This window comes from Segatella sp. (genome assembly GCF_977051555.1).
On record NZ_CDRSSE010000008.1, the window covers coordinates 75,895 to 93,843 of the forward strand.

Annotated in this window: 17 protein-coding genes and 3 tRNA genes; 15 read left to right on the forward strand and 5 right to left on the reverse strand. The window is 46.2% G+C overall.

The annotated features are described in order from the left end of the window. The 9 genes from recR (at position 1) to ACWJAO_RS03485 (ending at position 6,692) form a co-directional block, all read left to right on the forward strand. On the forward strand, positions 1-612 hold the full coding sequence (recR, locus tag ACWJAO_RS03445; protein ID WP_449139272.1) for a recombination mediator RecR: 612 nt from the start codon (positions 1-3) through the stop codon (positions 610-612). A gap of 14 nt (positions 613-626) precedes the next feature. Beyond that, complete coding sequence (locus ACWJAO_RS03450) at positions 627-1,061, forward strand: hypothetical protein (protein ID WP_144155377.1); 435 nt, start codon at positions 627-629, stop codon at positions 1,059-1,061. 30 nt (positions 1,062-1,091) lie between these two features. Further along, positions 1,092-2,204 (forward strand): glycosyltransferase family 2 protein, encoded by a 1,113-nt coding sequence (locus ACWJAO_RS03455; RefSeq protein ID WP_119227420.1) that lies wholly within the window; start codon positions 1,092-1,094, stop codon positions 2,202-2,204. Between the two features lie 59 nt (positions 2,205-2,263). Beyond that, complete coding sequence (locus ACWJAO_RS03460; protein ID WP_118065578.1) at positions 2,264-2,773, forward strand: GNAT family N-acetyltransferase; 510 nt, start codon at positions 2,264-2,266, stop codon at positions 2,771-2,773. 99 nt (positions 2,774-2,872) lie between these two features. Next, positions 2,873-2,946 (forward strand) — tRNA-Asp (locus tag ACWJAO_RS03465). 35 nt (positions 2,947-2,981) lie between these two features. Next, positions 2,982-3,055, forward strand: a tRNA-Asp gene (locus ACWJAO_RS03470). Positions 3,056-3,096: 41 nt separating this feature from the next. Then, positions 3,097-3,170: transfer RNA gene (locus tag ACWJAO_RS03475), tRNA-Asp, on the forward strand. Positions 3,171-3,228: 58 nt separating this feature from the next. Then, a complete protein-coding gene (locus ACWJAO_RS03480; protein ID WP_449139273.1) occupies positions 3,229-4,665 on the forward strand; it encodes a sodium:solute symporter in 1,437 nt (478 codons plus the stop codon). Then, positions 4,665-6,692: a M13 family metallopeptidase gene (locus tag ACWJAO_RS03485; protein ID WP_449139274.1), complete on the forward strand. Its 2,028-nt coding sequence runs from the start codon at positions 4,665-4,667 to the stop codon at positions 6,690-6,692. Before ACWJAO_RS03480 ends, ACWJAO_RS03485 begins: the two co-directional genes overlap by 1 nt. Before the next feature lie 60 nt (positions 6,693-6,752). Here ACWJAO_RS03485 and ACWJAO_RS03490 read toward each other — a convergent pair whose 3' ends face one another. Together ACWJAO_RS03490 and truA are read right to left on the reverse strand one after the other, a co-directional pair. Continuing rightward, positions 6,753-7,670, reverse strand: coding sequence for an EamA family transporter (locus ACWJAO_RS03490; protein WP_449139275.1), 918 nt, complete (start codon positions 7,668-7,670; stop codon positions 6,753-6,755). Positions 7,671-7,737: 67 nt separating this feature from the next. After that, positions 7,738-8,481, reverse strand: a complete 744-nt coding sequence (truA, locus tag ACWJAO_RS03495; RefSeq protein WP_449139276.1) for a tRNA pseudouridine(38-40) synthase TruA — start codon at positions 8,479-8,481, stop codon at positions 7,738-7,740. Positions 8,482-8,704: 223 nt separating this feature from the next. Here truA and dapA point away from each other — a divergent pair, with 223 nt between their 5' ends. The 4 genes from dapA (at position 8,705) to ACWJAO_RS03515 (ending at position 13,469) form a co-directional block, all read left to right on the forward strand. Beyond that, the gene (gene dapA, locus ACWJAO_RS03500; RefSeq protein WP_449139277.1) at positions 8,705-9,592 is read left to right on the forward strand and encodes a 4-hydroxy-tetrahydrodipicolinate synthase; all 888 of its coding nucleotides are present in this window, start codon (positions 8,705-8,707) and stop codon (positions 9,590-9,592) included. A gap of 24 nt (positions 9,593-9,616) precedes the next feature. After that, a complete protein-coding gene (locus tag ACWJAO_RS03505) occupies positions 9,617-10,504 on the forward strand; it encodes an AraC family transcriptional regulator (RefSeq protein ID WP_449139278.1) in 888 nt (295 codons plus the stop codon). 137 nt (positions 10,505-10,641) lie between these two features. Then, positions 10,642-12,045, forward strand: coding sequence for a glucuronate isomerase (gene uxaC, locus ACWJAO_RS03510; protein ID WP_022121060.1), 1,404 nt, complete (start codon positions 10,642-10,644; stop codon positions 12,043-12,045). 104 nt (positions 12,046-12,149) lie between these two features. Further along, entirely contained in the window at positions 12,150-13,469 is a 1,320-nt protein-coding gene (locus ACWJAO_RS03515) for a YihY/virulence factor BrkB family protein (protein ID WP_449139279.1), read from the forward strand. 61 nt (positions 13,470-13,530) lie between these two features. Here ACWJAO_RS03515 and ACWJAO_RS03520 read toward each other — a convergent pair whose 3' ends face one another. Continuing rightward, positions 13,531-14,127, reverse strand: coding sequence for a phosphoribosyltransferase (locus ACWJAO_RS03520; protein ID WP_449139280.1), 597 nt, complete (start codon positions 14,125-14,127; stop codon positions 13,531-13,533). A 181-nt stretch (positions 14,128-14,308) separates the two neighbouring features. Here ACWJAO_RS03520 and ACWJAO_RS03525 point away from each other — a divergent pair, with 181 nt between their 5' ends. After that, the gene (locus ACWJAO_RS03525) at positions 14,309-15,208 is read left to right on the forward strand and encodes a YitT family protein (protein WP_006846749.1); all 900 of its coding nucleotides are present in this window, start codon (positions 14,309-14,311) and stop codon (positions 15,206-15,208) included. 177 nt (positions 15,209-15,385) lie between these two features. Continuing rightward, positions 15,386-16,978 carry an AAA family ATPase gene (locus ACWJAO_RS03530; protein WP_449139281.1) on the forward strand — a complete coding sequence of 531 codons (1,593 nt, stop codon included), beginning with the start codon at positions 15,386-15,388 and terminating at the stop codon, positions 16,976-16,978. Positions 16,979-17,285: 307 nt separating this feature from the next. On the opposite strand, the gene ACWJAO_RS03535 is transcribed toward ACWJAO_RS03530, so the two are convergent. Continuing rightward, positions 17,286-17,723, reverse strand: coding sequence for an N-acetylmuramoyl-L-alanine amidase (locus ACWJAO_RS03535; protein WP_287838689.1), 438 nt, complete (start codon positions 17,721-17,723; stop codon positions 17,286-17,288). 16 nt (positions 17,724-17,739) lie between these two features. Then, a complete protein-coding gene (locus ACWJAO_RS03540; RefSeq protein WP_287799070.1) occupies positions 17,740-17,829 on the reverse strand; it encodes a smalltalk protein in 90 nt (29 codons plus the stop codon). Between the last annotated feature and the right edge of the window lie 120 nt (positions 17,830-17,949).

Consider the following 17,949-nt stretch of genomic DNA (forward strand, 5'->3'; position numbering starts at 1 on the left):
ATGCAACAACAGTTTTCTTCGGCTTTGTTGGAAAAGGCAGTGGCGGAGTTCTCCAAATTGCCTGGTATAGGGCGCAAAACAGCTTTGCGCCTTGTACTTTTTATGCTCAAGCGTAAGAGTGAGGATGTGGAGTTGTTTGCTGATACCATTTCCAAGATGCGCCGTGAAGTGAAATATTGCAGGGTTTGTCATAATATCAGCGATACGGATGTCTGTCCGATCTGTTCTGATTCCCGGCGTGATGCTTCTACCATCTGTGTCGTAGAGAATGTGCAGGATGTGCTGGCGATAGAAAACACGCAGCAGTTTCACGGACTCTATCATGTCTTGGGCGGCATCATTTCGCCGATGGATGGTATCGGACCTTCGGATATAGAGATAGATTCGCTGGTTCGGCGTGTGGCTGAAGGTGGGGTGAAGGAAGTGATTTTTGCTCTCAGCAGTACGATGGAGGGTGATACTACCAACTTCTATATCTCCCGTAAACTTGCTGATTATCCGGTCACACTCTCTGTTATCGCCCGTGGTATTTCGGTGGGTGATGAATTGGAGTATACTGATGAGGTGACTCTCGGACGGAGTATTCTGAACAGAACTCCATTTGGACAATAACAAAAGACAACAAAATGAAAATCAAACAAGTACAACGAATATTGATGACCAATTTCCTCTTTGTCCTGTTGGTAGGATTCCTGCTGGTCTTGCTCTATGAGACCGAAATTCTGGAACCTACTAATCTGGCAGGGGATGTCACGTTGGTCTATGTAATAACCGTAGCGATGGAGTTTCTTACCATTGCCGTAATTCCTTTGGCGCTCAAACTCTTCAGTTTCAAGGCGATTCACCGTCAGTTGGTAACCCGTAAGGGAGATGCACTTCTTCCTCTGGGCACTGCCCGTTTGAATATGCTCTGCTTGCCAATGCTGATCAATACGTTTATGTATTATCAGACGATGGCGCCTGCTTTTGGATATATGGCTATCATCCTTTTTCTCTGTCTCTTCTTTGTCTATCCTTCTGTCGGAAGATGTGAGGACGAAACAACAGAGGCGGAAGGTTAAACTCTCAGTATCTAATATTTGATATTCGATATGAAACTCAGTGTTGTCATAGTAAGCTATAATGTGAAGTACTATCTTGCCCAGTGTCTGCGTTCGGTAGAGAAAGCTATCGGCGTGTTGGAGTGCGGGCAGCAGGGTGATGCAAGTGGCGATACGGCAGAGATTATCGTGGTTGATAATCATTCTCAGGATGGAACGGTGGAATATCTCGAACAGTGTTTCCCGGCTTCCCGATATCCTAATCTCCATGTTGTAGCCTGTACGCATAATAACGGATTTGCCCGTGCCAACAATCTTGCTATCCGCAAGAGCGAGAGTGATCTGGTTCTTTTGCTGAATCCGGATACCATTATCGGCGAGCATGTTCTCAAGGATGCTGTCAGTTTTATGCGTTCTCATCCTGATGCCGGTGCACTGGGTGTAAGGATGTTGGGAGCCAATGGCAAACCAGCTCCTGAGAGTAGGAGAGGATTACCTTCTCCGATGGTGGCTTTCTATAAGATGATGGGGTTGTGCAGCCGGTTTCCTCAGCATCGCAGTTTCGGTCATTATTACATGGGTTATCTTCCATGGGATAAGCCGGCAAAGATAGAGGTTGTGAGCGGTGCTTTCTGTATGATTCGTCGTGAAGCCTTGCTGAAGGTGGGGTTGCTGGATGAGGATTTCTTCATGTATGGCGAGGATATTGATCTTTCTTACCGTATCTTGAAGGGTGGTTATCAGAACTATTATCTGCCTGTAGATATCCTGCATTACAAAGGTGAAAGTACTCAGAAGTCGAGCTTCCGCTATGTTCATGTGTTTTACGAGGCGATGCTTATCTTCTTCCGTAAACATTATTCGGGTATGTCGCATCTCTTGAGTATTCCTATCAAATTTGCCATCTATGCCCGTGCCTCTGTAGCCTTTACGCAGATGATGACTGCGAGAATCAGAAAGAGTCTGGGATTCTTTTCTCCTTCTCATGTCGACCTGTCAAACCAGGTATTGTTTGATGCTGACGAGATGAGCTATGAAGAGATGCTGCATCAGCTTGCGCAGCGGTCTGACGAGAATATCAAACTGGCTACCTATACGAAGGACATCGGTAAGGTGATTACGGATAGGGAGGTGATGGATAAGGATGAATTTGGTTATTTATAAGGATAGATTTATTTCTATATTATTAAGGTACGCGCGTACATTATTAATAAGTGTAGTTTATGAAAGAACCGAATATTAGATTACGTGCTTTAGAGTTGGAAGATCTAGATTTTCTCTACCATATAGAGAATGATGATCGGCTTTGGGAACTGGGTGTTTCCAATGTTCCATATTCGCGCCGGGTGCTGCTCGACTATATAACCAGTGCTTCGGCAGATATTTATGTAGACAATCAGGTGCGCCTGATAGTAGAGAATGAGCAGAATGAGCAGGTGGGCATCCTGGATCTTACAGATTTTGATCCCCGTCATCACCGTGCCGAACTCGGAATTGTCATCAAAAAGGAGTTCCAGGGGCAGGGTTACGCGAAGGCTTCTGTGTCACGCTTGTTGCAATATGCTCGGAATATACTTCATCTTCAGCAGATTTATGCTATTGTAGGTATCAGAAACCAAAAAGCGGCTAAAATGCTGCAATCTGTTGGATTTGAGGGAAATAATGTCCTGAAACAATGGCTTTGTAGCCCAGTTGGATATGAGGATGCGATGTTTTTTCAATATTTTCTGTAAAAAAGTTACATAAAAATTTGGTAGAACCAAAAAAAAGTAGTACCTTTGCACTCGCAAATGAAAAATGAGCGCTAAGCCATTCAATTTGATTTCATGATTGGTGCGTTAGTTCAGTTGGTTAGAATGCCTGCCTGTCACGCAGGAGGTCACGAGTTCGAGTCTCGTACGCACCGCTCAAAATCATCTTGCTGGTTTGCCAAAATAGTTTGGTGCGTTAGTTCAGTTGGTTAGAATGCCTGCCTGTCACGCAGGAGGTCACGAGTTCGAGTCTCGTACGCACCGCTAATTTCATTTGAACATTTCGACTCCTCCATAATAATAATGGTGCGTTAGTTCAGTTGGTTAGAATGCCTGCCTGTCACGCAGGAGGTCACGAGTTCGAGTCTCGTACACACCGCAGAAACCTTCGAGAGTGATCTCGGAGGTTTTTTGTTTTTATATAAATTTAAGAGAATATGGCTATCGTTATCACAGTTCTGGCATACTTCTGTGTGCTGCTGCTCTTCAGTCATCTTACTGCCCGTAAAATGGCAGGTAATGAAACTTTCTATCGTGCCAACCGCCGTTCGCCTTGGTATATGGTTGCTTTCGGTATGGTGGGTGCGTCTATTTCGGGCATCACTTTTGTCAGTGTGCCGGGCATGGTGATGAGAACGGATATGACCTACCTTCAGATGTGCATCGGTTTCATCCTGGGTTATTTCCTGGTTGCCTTTCTTTTGCTTCCTATCTATTACCGCTATAATCTCACTACGATTTACGGTTATCTGCAGCAGCGGTTGGGGGAACGTTCGTATAAGACTGGAGCTTCGTTCTTCCTCTTGTCCAAGATGACTGGTGCGGCGGTCCGTTTCTTTGTCGTCTGTATCCTCTTGCAGCGTTTCGTGCTCGATGGGATTGGTGTTCCGTTCTGGGTCACGGTTCCTGTCATGGTACTGCTTATCTGGCTTTATACGCGCAAGGGTGGCATCAAGACGCTGGTGTGGACGGATACCTTTCAGACGCTCTGTATGTTTGCTGCGCTCATCCTCATTATCTGTCAGGTGATGTCGGCGTTGGGCATGACTCCTTCCGAAGCGATCACTGCGATTGCTCACGACAGTCATTCCCGTATTTTTGTTTTTGATGACTGGATGTCGAAACAGAATTTCTGGAAACAGTTCCTCAGCGGTGTCTTTGTAGTGATTGTGATGACCGGTCTTGATCAGGACATGATGCAGAAGAATCTTACCTGCAAGTCGCTCCGTGAGGCCCAGAAGGATGTTTGCAGCTATGGTTTTGCCTTTGTGCCTGCCAATCTGCTTTTCCTGAGTCTGGGTGTGTTGCTGGTGATGCTGGCTCAGAAACAGGGAGTGGCTTTGCCTGATGCTCCGGATGATCTGTTGCCGATGTTTGCGGCTTCGGGAGTGATGGGAAACCTGGTGGTGGTCTTGTTTACCATTGGCATTGTGGCGGCAAGTTTCTCCAGTGCCGATTCTGCTTTGACCGCTATTACTACGAGTCTCTGTGTGGATATATTGGGCAGGAAAGAGGATATGAAGCTCCGCAAGCGTATGCATCTGCTGGTGGCTTTCGTCTTCATGCTCTTCATCATTGCTTTCAAGGCGATTAATTCTACGAGCGTGATAGATGCCATCTACATCCTCTGCTCTTATACTTACGGTCCGCTGTTGGGTTTGTTTGCCTTCAGTCTGCTCACCAAGCGTCAGGTAAACGACCGCTGGTCGCCATGGGTCTGCATCGCCAGTCCGCTCATCTGCTTCGCCATCGATACCCTTACCTCGCAGTATGTGGGCTATAAGTTCGGCTATGAGCTTCTGATGCTGAATGGCGCCCTGACATTTGCAGGTCTCGCCCTTATAAAAAAAGAAACAGTTAAATACAAACAATAATGAGAACAAAAGTATTATTTGCAGCATTGTTGCTCAGTGCAACAACTGCTTTTGCCCAGCAGGAGAAGTTGGGCTCCGGTATTGACAAGACCAACATGGACTTGACCATCAAGCCGGGTAATGATTTCTATCGCTATGCCGCAGGCAACTGGATGAAGAATCATCCACTCGATGCCGAGCATACCGACAATGGTGCTTTCACCGATCTCTTTGAGCAGAACCAGAAGCGCATCCAGGACATCATCCTTGAATATGCTTCCAAGCCACAGCAGAAGGGGTCACTCGGACAGAAGATCGGTTCGCTCTACAACCTCCGTATGGACAGCGTTCGCCTGAACAAGGAGGGATGGGCACCTATCAAGCCAACTCTCGACCGCATTGCAGCCATCAAGGACCGCAGAGAGTATCAGCTCGTTACCGCTCAGCTCGATTTCCGTGGCGAGGGTACCATGATGTATGGCATCGGTGTGGGCGCCGACCTTCGTGATGCCGCCAACAACCTCGTTGAGGTAGGACAGAGTGGTCTTGGGCTTGGTGTACGCGATTACTATGTAAACGATGACGAGCAGACCAAGAAGATTCGTGATGCATACAAGGCTTATATGAAGAAGCTCTTCCAGATGGTAGGCAACGACGAGGCTACCGCCCAGAAGAAGATGGAGGCTGTGATGGCTATCGAGACCCGCATCGCTAAGGCAAGCTATAGCCAGGTACAGCTCCGCGACATCGACAAGAACTATCACAAGATGACCTACAACCAGCTCGTGCTCGATTATCCTGGTATCGACTGGGGCAATGTGTTCCTGGCATCCGGTTTCCCTGCTTTCAAGGAAATTTGCGTGGGTCAGCCTGAACCAATCCACGAGGTTGAGAAGATTCTCGCAGAGACCTCTCTGGATGATCTGAAGACATACGCAGAGATCAAGGTGATTTCTGGTGCAACCAGCGTATTGAGCGATGATTTCCGTGCCGTATCCTTTGAGTTGAGCAAGGTAATGAGCGGTGTTCAGCAGGACCGTCCTCGCTGGAAGCGTGCTGTAAGTACCGTGAGCGGCGTGCTGGGCGAGGCTATCGGAAAGATTTACGTAGAGAAGTACTTCCCGGAGAGCAGCAAGAAGCGTATGCTCGACCTGGTTCACAATCTCCAGACTGCGCTTTCACAGCGCATCGACGAGGCTACATGGATGAGTGCTGCTACCAAGGCACAGGCTAAGGATAAGCTGGAGAACTTCATCATCAAGATCGGCTATCCTGACAAGTGGAAGGACTATAGCGGATTGCAGGTAGATGACAGCCTTTCTCTCTACGAGAATATGGCAAATATCTCTGAGTTCTTTACAAAGGATGAAATCGCCCGCAAGGTGAACAAGCCGGTAGATAAGACTGAGTGGGGAATGACTCCTCAGACTATCAATGCTTATTATAACCCAACTACCAACGAGATCTGCTTCCCTGCAGCTATTCTCCAGCCTCCATTCTTCGACCCAACAGCCGATGATGCGATGAACTATGGTGGTATCGGTGGTGTAATCGGTCATGAGATGAGTCATGGCTTTGACGATCAGGGCAGCCAGTTTGACAAGACCGGTAACCAGCACAACTGGTGGACTGCTGCTGACAAGAAGAACTTCGAGTCTCGCACCAAGATCCTGGTTGACCATTTCAACAAGATTGAGTTGGCTGGCAAGAAGGTTAACGGCCAGATGACCCTGGGTGAGAACATCGGTGACAATGGTGGTTTGAACATCGCTTTCCGTGCACTTCAGAATGTGATGAAGACAGAGAAGTTGGGTGTGAAGGATGGATTTACTCCAGAACAGCGCTTCTTCCTGGCATGGGCACGTGTATGGGCAGGCAATGCCCGTCCTGAGTACCTGCAGTATCTGATGACCGTGGATGTTCACTCTCCAAACGAGGCTCGTGTAAACGGTGCCCTCCCAATGGTGGATTCATGGTATAAGGCATTCAACATCAAGAAGGGCGACAAGCTCTTTGTTCCTAAGAACAAGCGTGCACATATCTGGTAAAAACATAAAACATAAAAAAAGTCTTGCAGGCTATATGCTTGCAAGACTTTTTTATAATCATTACTTTGTTCCGAAATAGAGGAAGAGCATTCCGAGTAATACCAGGAGCAGATCCACGAACTTCGCCTTGAGATTCTTCTCATGGAAGATGGCTGCACCGAAGAGGAAGCTGACGATGACAGAACCGCGGCGGATCATACTCACGATACTGATCATGGCGCCAGGCAGACTCAATGCGTAGAAATATACGAAGTCGGCTGCTGAAAGGAAGATACTGATGAAGATGATACTCCAGTGCCAGTGGAATGGGGTAGAATTCTTCTTGGTAGGCCACCATATCATCAGCAGCATGGCTCCCATGAGGAAACACTGGTAGATGTTGTACCAGCTCTGCACAATCATTCTGTCTAATCCTACACCACCATTCTCGGGTGGAGCCATCAGATACTTGTCGTAGAGGCCGCTTATTGCACCGAGCACGGCAGCCAGCACGATGAAGTAAATCCATTTGTTGTGCTTGAAGTCGATACCCTCTTTCTTGCCGCTGTGCGAAAGCATGGCGAAGGAGATGATAGCAAGTATGACACCAATCCACTGGTAGAGATTTAGTACCTCACCATAAACCAACAGGGCACCCACGAGCGTCATTACCGGTCGGGTGGCGTTGATAGGTCCTACGATGGTGAGCGGCAGGTGCTTCATGCCGAAATAACCGAAGATCCAGCTGCTCAATACGATGAAACTCTTGAGCACGATGTACTTGTGAACTTCCCATCCGCCTTCTGCTACATGAAACATCGTTCCATCCAGCGAATTTCCTGTATAGCTCAAGATGATGAACGGCAGGAAGATGAGCGATGAGAAGAGCGTGTTCAGAAAGAGCACGGGAATCACTGCGTTACCTGAAAGTGCCTTCTTCTTGAAGGCATCATAAAATCCCAGCAGCGCTGCTGAGAGAAATGCTAATACTAACCACATTTTTATGAATGTTAAATGTTGAATGTTAAATGTTGAATGAGGCTCGCGCCCTTGTGTTTCTAATCATTTATTCTTTGAAATCATACCCTACGCTTTCCAGGAACAATGCGTTGCCCGGCATGCTTTCGCCTGCATCGCTGCGGCTGCCGTTGTGCAGGATATCGAGAAACTGTTCCATCGTAATCTTTTCTCTGCCTACATCGATGAGCGTGCCCACTACGGCTCTCACCATGTTTCTCAGAAAACGGTTGGCGGTAATCTCGAAATACCAGGTGGTAGGAGAGGTCTGTACCCATCGGGCGGCTGTTACATGGCAGATGGTGGTCTTGTTATCTCCACCCGCCTTGCAGAACGCCGCATAGTCTTCGTGATGCAGAAAATGCTGTGCCGCCTCGTTCATCTTATCGAAATTGAGGGGATAGTTCATCTGCAGTGAATAATGGCGCTCAAACGGATCCTTCCGCGTATGGATATAATAATGGTATGTGCGCGAGGTGGCAGAGAAGCGGGCATGCATCTCCGGGGCTACCTCCCTAACTTCGTATACGGCGATGTCGCGGGGCAGGATGCGGTTCAGACGGTATACCAGCTGGTCGGGTTCCATCGGAATCCTGTCTGTATCGAAGTGGGCTGCCATGTGTCGGGCATGTACGCCGGTATCGGTTCTTCCGGCTCCCACCACTTCCATCTCCTTTCTCAGAAGGATGGAGAGGGCGCGCTGCAACTCCTGCTGCACCGAATTGGCATTGGGCTGAATCTGCCAGCCGTGATAGTTGGTGCCGTCGTAACCGAAGAATATGAAATATCTCATGTGCTATCTTTGATTTTTTTTGTTTTTGCTATGAACTTTGAGCTTTGATTTGTTCTTCGTTCTTTGCTTAATTCGGGTGCAAAGTTACTAAAAAAACGTGAAATATGGTATAATAATACAGATTTTTTTCAAAAATGGTACAATCTTGAAAGAAAAGTTCATTTTTATTTTGCAAATTGACAATAATTGTGTACTTTTGCCAACGATTTTGATATTATAGATTATGGCACAGAACATATTCAAGGGTTTAGGTGTTGCCCTTATTACTCCTTTCAACACCGATGGCTCGGTTGATTATCAGTCGCTCAAGCGATTGGTAGAGTTTCAAATTGACAATGGTGCAGACTTCCTTTGCATCCTTGCCACAACTGGTGAGGCTCCATGTCTTACACAGGAAGAGAAAGATAAAATCACAGATTTGGTGAAAGACGTGAACAAGGGTCGCGTCAAGATATTGAAATATTGTGGTGGTAATAATACTGCTGCTGTCGTTGAAGAAATCAAGAACACCGATTGGAGTGGCATCGACGGTATCCTCAGTATCTGTCCTTACTACAACAAGCCTTCTCAGGAAGGTCTCTATCAGCACTTCAAGGCCATCGCCCAGGTTAGTCCGCTGCCTATCGTGCTCTACAATGTACCTGGCAGAACCGGTATCAACATGAAGCCTGAAACCACCTGCCGTATCGCCCGCGACTTCCCTAATGTGGTAGCCGTGAAGGAGGCTAGTGGCAGCCTGGAGCAGGTAGATGAGATTATCAAGAACAAGCCTGATAATTTTGATGTTATCAGTGGCGATGATGCGCTTACCTTCTCTATGATTGCCAGTGGTGCAGCCGGCGTTATCTCTGTTATCGGCAATGCTCTGCCTAAGGCATTCAGCCGTATGATCCGTCTCGAGTTCCGTGGCGAATATGAGCCTGCGCGTAAGATTCATCATTCTTTCACCGAGCTTTACAGTCTGCTCTTCGTGGATGGTAACCCTGCCGGCGTAAAGGCGCTGCTCAATGATATGGGCTTCATCGAGAACGAGCTCCGTCTGCCTCTGGTTCCTACCCGTATCGCTACCAAGCAGAAGATGAGCGACATTCTCAAGACTTTGAATATCTAGAATAGTGATTAATCCTTAAGTACCATGGCAGAAGATAGAAGAATCATACACGAGATAACACCGCTGATGGGTAAGGATGTGCTCTATATTGCAGACAGACACAAGAAGGAGTTTACTTATCCTATCCATAACCATTCGGTGTACGAGTTGAACTTTGTAGAGAATGCAAAGGGAGTAAGGAGAATCGTTGGCGATTCGCAGGAGGTGATAGGCGACTATGACCTCTGTCTCATCACATCGCCTGATCTGGAGCATGTATGGGAACAGAACGAATGCCACAGCGAAGACATCCGTGAGATTACCATCCAGTTTGATTTCTCCATGGGTGATGAAACGCTCTTCGGAAGAAATCCCTACGCCAGCATCACCCGCATGATGCAGGAAGCGAAGAAGGGACTTGTCTTTCCGATGCAGGCTATCATGAAGGTATACGGAATGCTCGATTCTTTAAGTTCAGTGAAAGATGGTTTCTATGCCGTGCAGCAGTTCCTGACCATTCTCTATGAACTGTCACGCTGCGAAAATGCCCGTACGCTGGCTTCCAGCAGTTATGCCAAGGTAACGATAGAAGACGATAGCCGACGCATTCTGAAGGTGAAGAATTATATCTCCAAGAACTATATGGATGAACTCCGTCTGCCGGAGCTTGCTTCGCTGGCAGGTATGAGCAGCAGTGCGTTCAGTCGTTTCTTCAAGCTCCACACCGGCAGAAACATCTCAGAGTATATCATCGACCTCCGTCTGGGTTATGCAGCCCGTATGCTGGTAGATACCGCCAAGAGTATAAGCGAGATAGGTTTTGATTGCGGATTCAACAATCTCAGCAACTTCAACCGTATCTTCAAGAAGAAGAAAGGATGCTCGCCAAGTGAATTCCGCGAAAGCTATCATAAGACAAGAATCATTGTATAATACAACCCAACGTAATCGTTTAAGTGAAATAATCAAAAATATTTCGCTTAAACGATTCTTTTTTCCGATATTTGTTGTATCTTTGCGCTACAATTCATAGTGAATAAATAAACATTTAAAAACTACGATAACGAATTATGAAGCAATTTATGGATGAAAACTTCCTGCTCGACACTAAGACTGCACAGGATCTTTTCCACAATCATGCGGCTAAAATGCCAATTATCGATTATCACTGCCACCTCATCCCTGAGATGGTAGCAAATGATCACAAGTTTAAGAGTATTACAGAACTTTGGCTCGGTGGCGACCACTACAAGTGGCGTGCTATGCGTACCAATGGTGTAGATGAGCGCTTCTGCACAGGTACTGATACCAGCGACTGGGAGAAGTTCGAGAAGTGGGCTGAGACTGTGCCTTATACTTTCCGTAACCCTCTCTATCACTGGACTCACCTGGAGCTCAAGACTGCTTTCGGTATCGATAAGCAGCTCAGCCCTAAGACAGCCCGTGAAATCTACGATGAGTGTAACGAGAAGTTGCAGTTGCCTGAGTTCAGCGCTCGTGGCTTGATGCGTCATTATAATGTTGAGTGCGTTTGTACAACAGACGACCCAATCGATGACCTGCGTTACCACAAGCAGACACGTGAGAGCGGTTTCGAAATCAAGATGATTCCAGCTTGGCGTCCTGACAAGGCTATGAACATCGAGAAGCCAGATTTCGCTGACTATATGAACAAGCTCGGTGAGGTAGCAGGTGTTAACCTCGTTACATTCCAGGATATGGTTGATGCCCTCCAGAAGCGTCACGACTTCTTCACAGAGAACGGCTGTAAGTTGAGCGACCACGGTATCGAGGAGTTCTACGATGAGCCATACACAGATTCTCAGATTGAGACTATCTTTGCCAAGGCTATGCGTGGCCAGCAGCTTTCTGCTCTCGAAATCCGTCAGTACAAGCATGCATTCCTCAAGGTTTGCGCTGAGATGGATTACGCTGCCGACTGGACACAGCAGTACCACTATGGTGCTATCCGCGACAACAATACATTGATGTATAACAAGCTCGGTGCTGATACCGGTTTCGATTCTATCGGTGAGTTCACTACAGCCAAGGCTATGAGCAGCTTCCTCAATGAGCTCAACATGGAGGGTAAGCTTACACGTACTATCCTCTATACATTGAACCCATGTGCCAACGAGGTAATCGCTACCATGCTCGGTAACTTCCAGGATGGTTCTTGCCCAGGCAAGATCCAGTTTGGTTCTGGCTGGTGGTTCAACGATCAGCTCGATGGTATGACCCGCCAGATGAACGCACTCTCTGTATTGGGTCTCCTGAGCCGTTTCGTAGGTATGTTGACTGACTCACGTTCATTCCTCAGCTACCCACGTCACGAGTACTTCCGTCGTTTGCTCTGCAACCTCCTCGGCAATGATGTAGAGAAGGGCTTGCTTCCTAACGACATGGAGAGCCTCTCTCGTATGGTAGAGGACATCTCTTACAACAATGCTCGCAACTACTTCAAGTTCTATTAATCCATAGAACTGAAGCAATTCTACTAAGACAAATCCCTTCACGGCATCCCGGTGGTGTTGTGGAGGGATTTGATGTTTTATCGTGAAACCAATACTTTAAACTTATGGGGGTAATAGACAGAATACTAGGTTTTTACGAAGATATCAGAGAGTTCAATTCTTCTAATATCAAAGACTTCCGGGGCAGACTCAAGTCTTGGATCAAGATGGGTATGCTTGCCGGTCGCATCTTCTATCTCAAGGATATGTGGGCAAGGGATGTGGCTGCGTTGACTTTCGCCTCCTTCATGGCTCTGATACCTTTCATGGCGATGATGTTTGTCATAGCCCGTGGTTTTGGCTATGCCTCTCTGCTCGAATCCTGGCTCTCTACCACCTTCGAGGCACAGCCCGTTGTGGCGCAGACCATCGTTAACTTCGTTCATAATTATATCGAGAATACGCAGAGCAACTATATCATCGGTACGGGTATCGTGATGTTTCTCTATACCATCGTTTCGCTGATGCAGAAGATAGAGCTTACCTTCGATGATATCTGGCATACGGGCGAGCGTTCATGGAAGCAGATTGTTACCGAATATCCTACCATCCTGTTTGGTCTGGGACTGCTGATACTCTTTGCTTCGAGCATCAATGTATGGACGGTGAATATGGTGGACAATGTCGATAGGATAGCGGATATCGGCGATACCATTCCTTCGTTCATTCTCCATCTGGCGGCATTTGTTCCGATGTTCCTGTTCTTCGTGTTCTGCTATTATGTCATCCCGAATACCTATATCCGGGTTCGCAGTACCCTGGTGCCTTCGTTCCTGGCGGGTGTCTGCATGACGGCGCTACAATATGGTTACATCTATCTGCAGGTTTTTCTTTCCAGCTACAATGTCATCTATGGTTCGCTGGCAGCCATACCACTGTTCCTGTTATGGCTCCAGATATCCTGGGCCATCGTGGTCTTTGGCGCCTTGCTCTGCCATACCAACCAGAACATCCATTATTATGATGGCGATTTGCAGTATGACCATCTGAAACTGGTGCAGCGCATCAAGGTATGTGGGCTGGTGATGCATCTGGTATGTCACCGGTTCAATCAGGGCGAGCAGGCGTATACTCCGAAGCAAATTCATGATTTAACGAAGATACCTCAACAGATTATTAACCAGTCGGTTAAAGAACTCCTACGTGCCCGTTTGCTGGTAGAAATCCGGAATGGTAAGAAAGGCAGTTTTGAGGAATCGGTGGTTCTTCATCCGATAGAGAAGATAGAGCATCTTACCTATGGTGTGATGATAGAGCGCCTCTTCAGTTATGGCGAGGATATCTTAAGCCTGGCCGCATTGGAGTCGGATATGGCGATGTGGAAGGATATCGACATCGTGAATGCAGAGTTCATAGAAAAGGGAAAGCAAATTGCTTTCTGTTAATAAATGGTGTTTTTTAGGCAAGGTAATCCGTGCCTAAAAAACTATCAATTTATAAAATATCTTATTTCTGGTCATATCCGTCAGAAATCTTTTTTCCCAGTGCTATCGCCAGTATAACCTTGGCACCATATCCTTCCAGCTGGTCGGCAAATTTGGCTACCGAATTGCCGGATGCGATGATGTCATCAAAGAGAATAAGCTTTTTGCCCTGGAAGAAAGCCTCGTCGATATGGAGTTCATCTACAGGATCGCCATCTTCATCTACATCATGCGTGTAGCTGAAGGCAGGGTAGGCGTTGGTCATGCCCGTAGCCTTGCATATCTCCTCGCTGAACTCCTTGAAACGGCGCTTGGTATGCGCCTCAAGAGCTGCAGGAATGCAGACCAGGGTAAACTGTGCTGCCTCTTCGCCCAAAAGACTCTTCAGCTTGTCTGATACCATTTCGATAGCCTTCTTCAGGGCTTCCTGATGGTCCATCTCCGTAGTGAGTTCAGAGTTACCTTTAAAGTTGACGATAAGGTCGCGTTTTTCCCATTCCTCTGCTGTGAGTTCAAAAGTACCGAAGGCGCTGAATGCAGCGTAGTCGACAAGCCATTTGTAGTGCAGTCCGTTTTTCAGGACTGGCCACGAGTTGATTTCATTTTCGTAATTAGCCATAGACTAGAATTTTTTGATAATTAATAATGCTTAGTTTCTGCAAAAATAGGAAATCTTTTCGAATTAAGGTGCCGGTTTCATAAAAAAGATTTGTTTTTTAAGTAATATTTCACGTAGCTGCCCGTTTTTTACTTATTTTTTAGTACCTTTGCACCGCATTTTAAGAAATACGTATATTTATATGACGAGAAAAACAAAACTTCATGAAATCCGCGACTACGTTATCATTGCCCTGGCGATGATAGAAGGTAGTATCGGTTTGAACATCTTCCTGCTTCCCAATCACATTACGATGGGTGGCGTAGGAGGTATCGCTTCTATCCTTTACTGGGGATTTGGCATCCCGGCATCTGTATCTTATCTGGCGCTCAATGTGTTCCTGCTTCTCATCGCATTCCGCATTCTGGGCTATAAGTTCTGTCTGAAGACCATCTATGGTGTTGGTATCTTTGCCTTAACTACCCGTCTGATAGAGACGCATACGGTAGGCATGACGCCGCTGCTTCACGACCAGCCGTTCATGGCAACGGTCATCGGTGCGTTCTTCATGGGCAGCAGTGCCGGTCTGGGTCTTTCCTGCAATGGTTCTACGGGTGGTTCTGATACCGTAGCGGCGATGATCAACAAGTATTGGAACATTTCCCTGGGTCATGCCATCATGATTTGCGACCTGTGTATCATCACCAGTTCTTATCTGGTATTGCGCGATTGGGAGATGGTGATTTACGGTTATGTCTGCCTCTTTGTGCAGTCGCTCTGTGTAGATCATGTGGTGAATGCGTTGCGCCGTTCGGTTCAGTTCTTCATCATCAGTGACAAGTATCTGGAGCTCAGTGCTGCCATCAATACCGCCGCCGACCGAGGTTGTACGGTGATGGATGGTCATGGCTGTTACAGTGGCAAGGATGTCCACATGCTTTTTGTATTGGCGCGTCAGCGTGAGTCTCAGAAGATATTCCGTCTTATCGATGAGATTGATCCTACCGCCTTTGTTAGCCAGAGTGCCGTCATCGGTGTTTATGGCGAAGGTTTCGACCGTTTCAAGGTAGGCAAGAAGATTGGTTTGCCGAAGAAGAAATAGATAAACAGAAAAAGGGTGTGTCATAAATCCATGACACACCCTCTTTTAACTACTTAAGATAAAATGCAAGCCTTTCCAAAATTGCTTTTATCTGAAAATAAGACATTTTATTCCGCATTATTTTGCAGATACCAACTTTTTTCGTAACTTTGCCAAAAAATCAAATAAAGCAACAATATGAAATATCCTATAGGAATACAAGACTTTGGAAAAATCAGAAATGATGGTTATGTCTATCTTGACAAGACAGACTTGGTTTATGATTTAGTACACAATGGGAATATATATTTTCTGAGTCGTCCAAGACGATTCGGAAAGTCGTTGTTGATTTCTACCTTGGAATGCTACTTCCAAGGAAAGAAAGAACTGTTTAAAGGACTTGCCATCGAACCGTTAGAAAAAGAATGGAAACAATATCCTGTTTTTCATATAGATTTCAACGGCAAGGATTTTACGCAGGCTGGCGAATTGGAAAAAACCTTGCAGACTTTTGTTGAAACTCAAGAACTGATTTATGGCAGAAACCCATTGGCCAACACCTTGGGAGACCGATTCATGGCTGTTTTGAAAGCTGCCCACGAAAAGACAGGATTGGGCGCCGTTGTCCTGATAGATGAATATGACAAACCTTTATTGGATGTTTTAGACACAGGGTTAAAGACCTTCGATTCTGAAGGCAACGAACGTTTGTTGGAAGACCGACATCGTGAAATCATGAAAGGTTTCTACAGTGTCTTCAAGGCTGCTGACAAAGATTTGAAATTCGTGCTGTTGACAGGTGTTACCAAGTTCTCGCAAGTAAGTGTATTCAGCGGTTTCAACCAACCAGATGATATCAGCATGGACGACCGCTACGAGGCTCTTTGCGGCATCACGGAAGAGGAACTGTATTCTGTCTTTGATGAGCAAATCAAGGCTATGGCTGCAAGATATAAAGTATCTGAGGATGAGATGAAATACCGGCTCAAACGTAAATACGATGGTTACCATTTTAGCCCAAACATGCTCGATATCTACAATCCTTTCAGTATATTGAACTCACAGAGCAAGAAAATCCTGAGTGATTTCTGGTTCCGTACTGGTTCGCCTACCTACCTGGTTCGCCTATTAGCTCACTTCGACGAAAACCTCAATGAATTGACAGGGAAATTTTATCCTACCAGCAGTTTTATAGATTACAAGGCGGATACAGAGGCACCATTGCCAATGATTTACCAGAGTGGTTATCTCACCATTAAGGATTGGAACATGGATACCGATTCTTATCTCTTGGATTTTCCAAACGATGAAGTAAAAGCTGGTTTCGTAACCATGGTGGCAGCCAACTATCTGAAGCCCAAGGAATCGCCTGATGCATGGGTCGTAGAAGTTGTTAACACGATGAAGACAGGAGATTGCGACAAATTGGAGAAATTACTCACCTCCTTCTTCGCCAGTATACCATATAGTCAGCGACGCAAAGATGACGAGCGGGAAAAAGAGCGATACTTCCAATATACCTTCTATCTGGTGATTCGCATGATAAGCAGTTTTACCGTTCTAATAGAAAAGGAGCAAAGTGAAGGACGGGTTGATTGCATTATTGAGACCCCAATGTTTGTGTATATCTTCGAATTTAAGCGTGATGGGTCAGCAACTGAAGCCTTGAAACAAATCGAGGAAAAAGGATATGCCCGTGAATATGCTACAGACAACAGAACGATTTACCTGATAGGCTGCAACTTCTCGTCTAAGACTGGGACGATTGACGACTGGAAGTCTAAGGGCTAAAGCTTTAAAGAACCGAGTCATTTATAAGGCTTTTGCCCTTCAGGGCGTGTGGCGAAAACTTGCGAAAGCTCAGTAATTTTTCTGAAAAACAGTTCATATAACTCCGATGAAAAAGCCCCGCAGGAATACTACCTGTGGGGCTTGAATCAACTAAAAAAATAAATACAATGCAATCCTTTTCCATATTTTTTTTGAATTTCTCTTCTTTACACAATAATTAAAGCCCGATAGGAGAGCGTTGCAGCTTCCTGTCGGGCTTGAATCAACTTAAAAAAATAAATATGATGAAATCCTTTCCGAAAATCGGCTAGATGTGGAAATCTACCACCTTCAGCCATCGCTTGACATCAAACGACGGACAGTCTTTGTGAACGTTCGGCAAATCGCGGTGGCCCAGTATCTCTGCATCAGGATAGGAGAGGCAGAGGCTCTCCAGAAGCGAATACAGAGCCTGATTCTGGGCTGGAGTACGCGTATCGGCAGGCTTGCCGTTCTTGTCGAGACCTCCCTCATAACAGATGCCGATGCTGTGGGCATTGTAATGACGGGCATGGGCTCCGACTTCCGATTCCGGACGACCCGGATATACCACACCATCCTTCGTGATGTAATAATGATAACCGATACTCTTGAAACCGCGGGCAAGATGGCAGGCCTCCAACTGCTCGAATGTGAAATCCTGAGTCACTCTCGTGGCTGAACAATGAATCACGATGAGTGAAATGCTACGATGTTTCTGTGTCATGGCAACCTCCCTTCTTTTAGCAGTTCTGTACACAGAATGAGCTGGCTACAGCTGTTAATACCGTGATGAGGAAGTTGATGATGGCTTTCCAATTTACTTTTTTCATTTTGCTTTGTTTTTTAATGATTAATACTAAGTGGATAATGATAGTCACATGCTTGTTTTAGTGGTTGAAATTTAGTTTCAGTAAGCGTCTTTGGAATGAAGAAGGGCGGGGGAGGAACTG

Bases quoted from the DNA above. Each gene is read 5' to 3' on its own strand.
- truA (WP_449139276.1), bottom strand. From the start codon at position 8,481: ATGAGATATTTCATATTCTTCGGTTACGACGGCACCAACTATCACGGC.
- ACWJAO_RS03525 (WP_006846749.1), top strand. From the start codon at position 14,309: ATGACGAGAAAAACAAAACTTCATGAAATCCGCGACTACGTTATCATT.
- ACWJAO_RS03505 (WP_449139278.1), top strand. From the start codon at position 9,617: ATGGCAGAAGATAGAAGAATCATACACGAGATAACACCGCTGATGGGT.
- ACWJAO_RS03530 (WP_449139281.1), top strand. From the start codon at position 15,386: ATGAAATATCCTATAGGAATACAAGACTTTGGAAAAATCAGAAATGAT.
- uxaC (WP_022121060.1), top strand. From the start codon at position 10,642: ATGAAGCAATTTATGGATGAAAACTTCCTGCTCGACACTAAGACTGCA.
- ACWJAO_RS03515 (WP_449139279.1), top strand. From the start codon at position 12,150: ATGGGGGTAATAGACAGAATACTAGGTTTTTACGAAGATATCAGAGAG.
- recR (WP_449139272.1), top strand. From the start codon at position 1: ATGCAACAACAGTTTTCTTCGGCTTTGTTGGAAAAGGCAGTGGCGGAG.
- ACWJAO_RS03520 (WP_449139280.1), bottom strand. From the start codon at position 14,127: ATGGCTAATTACGAAAATGAAATCAACTCGTGGCCAGTCCTGAAAAAC.
- ACWJAO_RS03455 (WP_119227420.1), top strand. From the start codon at position 1,092: ATGAAACTCAGTGTTGTCATAGTAAGCTATAATGTGAAGTACTATCTT.
- ACWJAO_RS03450 (WP_144155377.1), top strand. From the start codon at position 627: ATGAAAATCAAACAAGTACAACGAATATTGATGACCAATTTCCTCTTT.
- ACWJAO_RS03485 (WP_449139274.1), top strand. From the start codon at position 4,665: ATGAGAACAAAAGTATTATTTGCAGCATTGTTGCTCAGTGCAACAACT.
- ACWJAO_RS03460 (WP_118065578.1), top strand. From the start codon at position 2,264: ATGAAAGAACCGAATATTAGATTACGTGCTTTAGAGTTGGAAGATCTA.
- ACWJAO_RS03490 (WP_449139275.1), bottom strand. From the start codon at position 7,670: ATGTGGTTAGTATTAGCATTTCTCTCAGCAGCGCTGCTGGGATTTTAT.
- ACWJAO_RS03540 (WP_287799070.1), bottom strand. From the start codon at position 17,829: ATGAAAAAAGTAAATTGGAAAGCCATCATCAACTTCCTCATCACGGTA.
- ACWJAO_RS03480 (WP_449139273.1), top strand. From the start codon at position 3,229: ATGGCTATCGTTATCACAGTTCTGGCATACTTCTGTGTGCTGCTGCTC.
- dapA (WP_449139277.1), top strand. From the start codon at position 8,705: ATGGCACAGAACATATTCAAGGGTTTAGGTGTTGCCCTTATTACTCCT.
- ACWJAO_RS03535 (WP_287838689.1), bottom strand. From the start codon at position 17,723: ATGACACAGAAACATCGTAGCATTTCACTCATCGTGATTCATTGTTCA.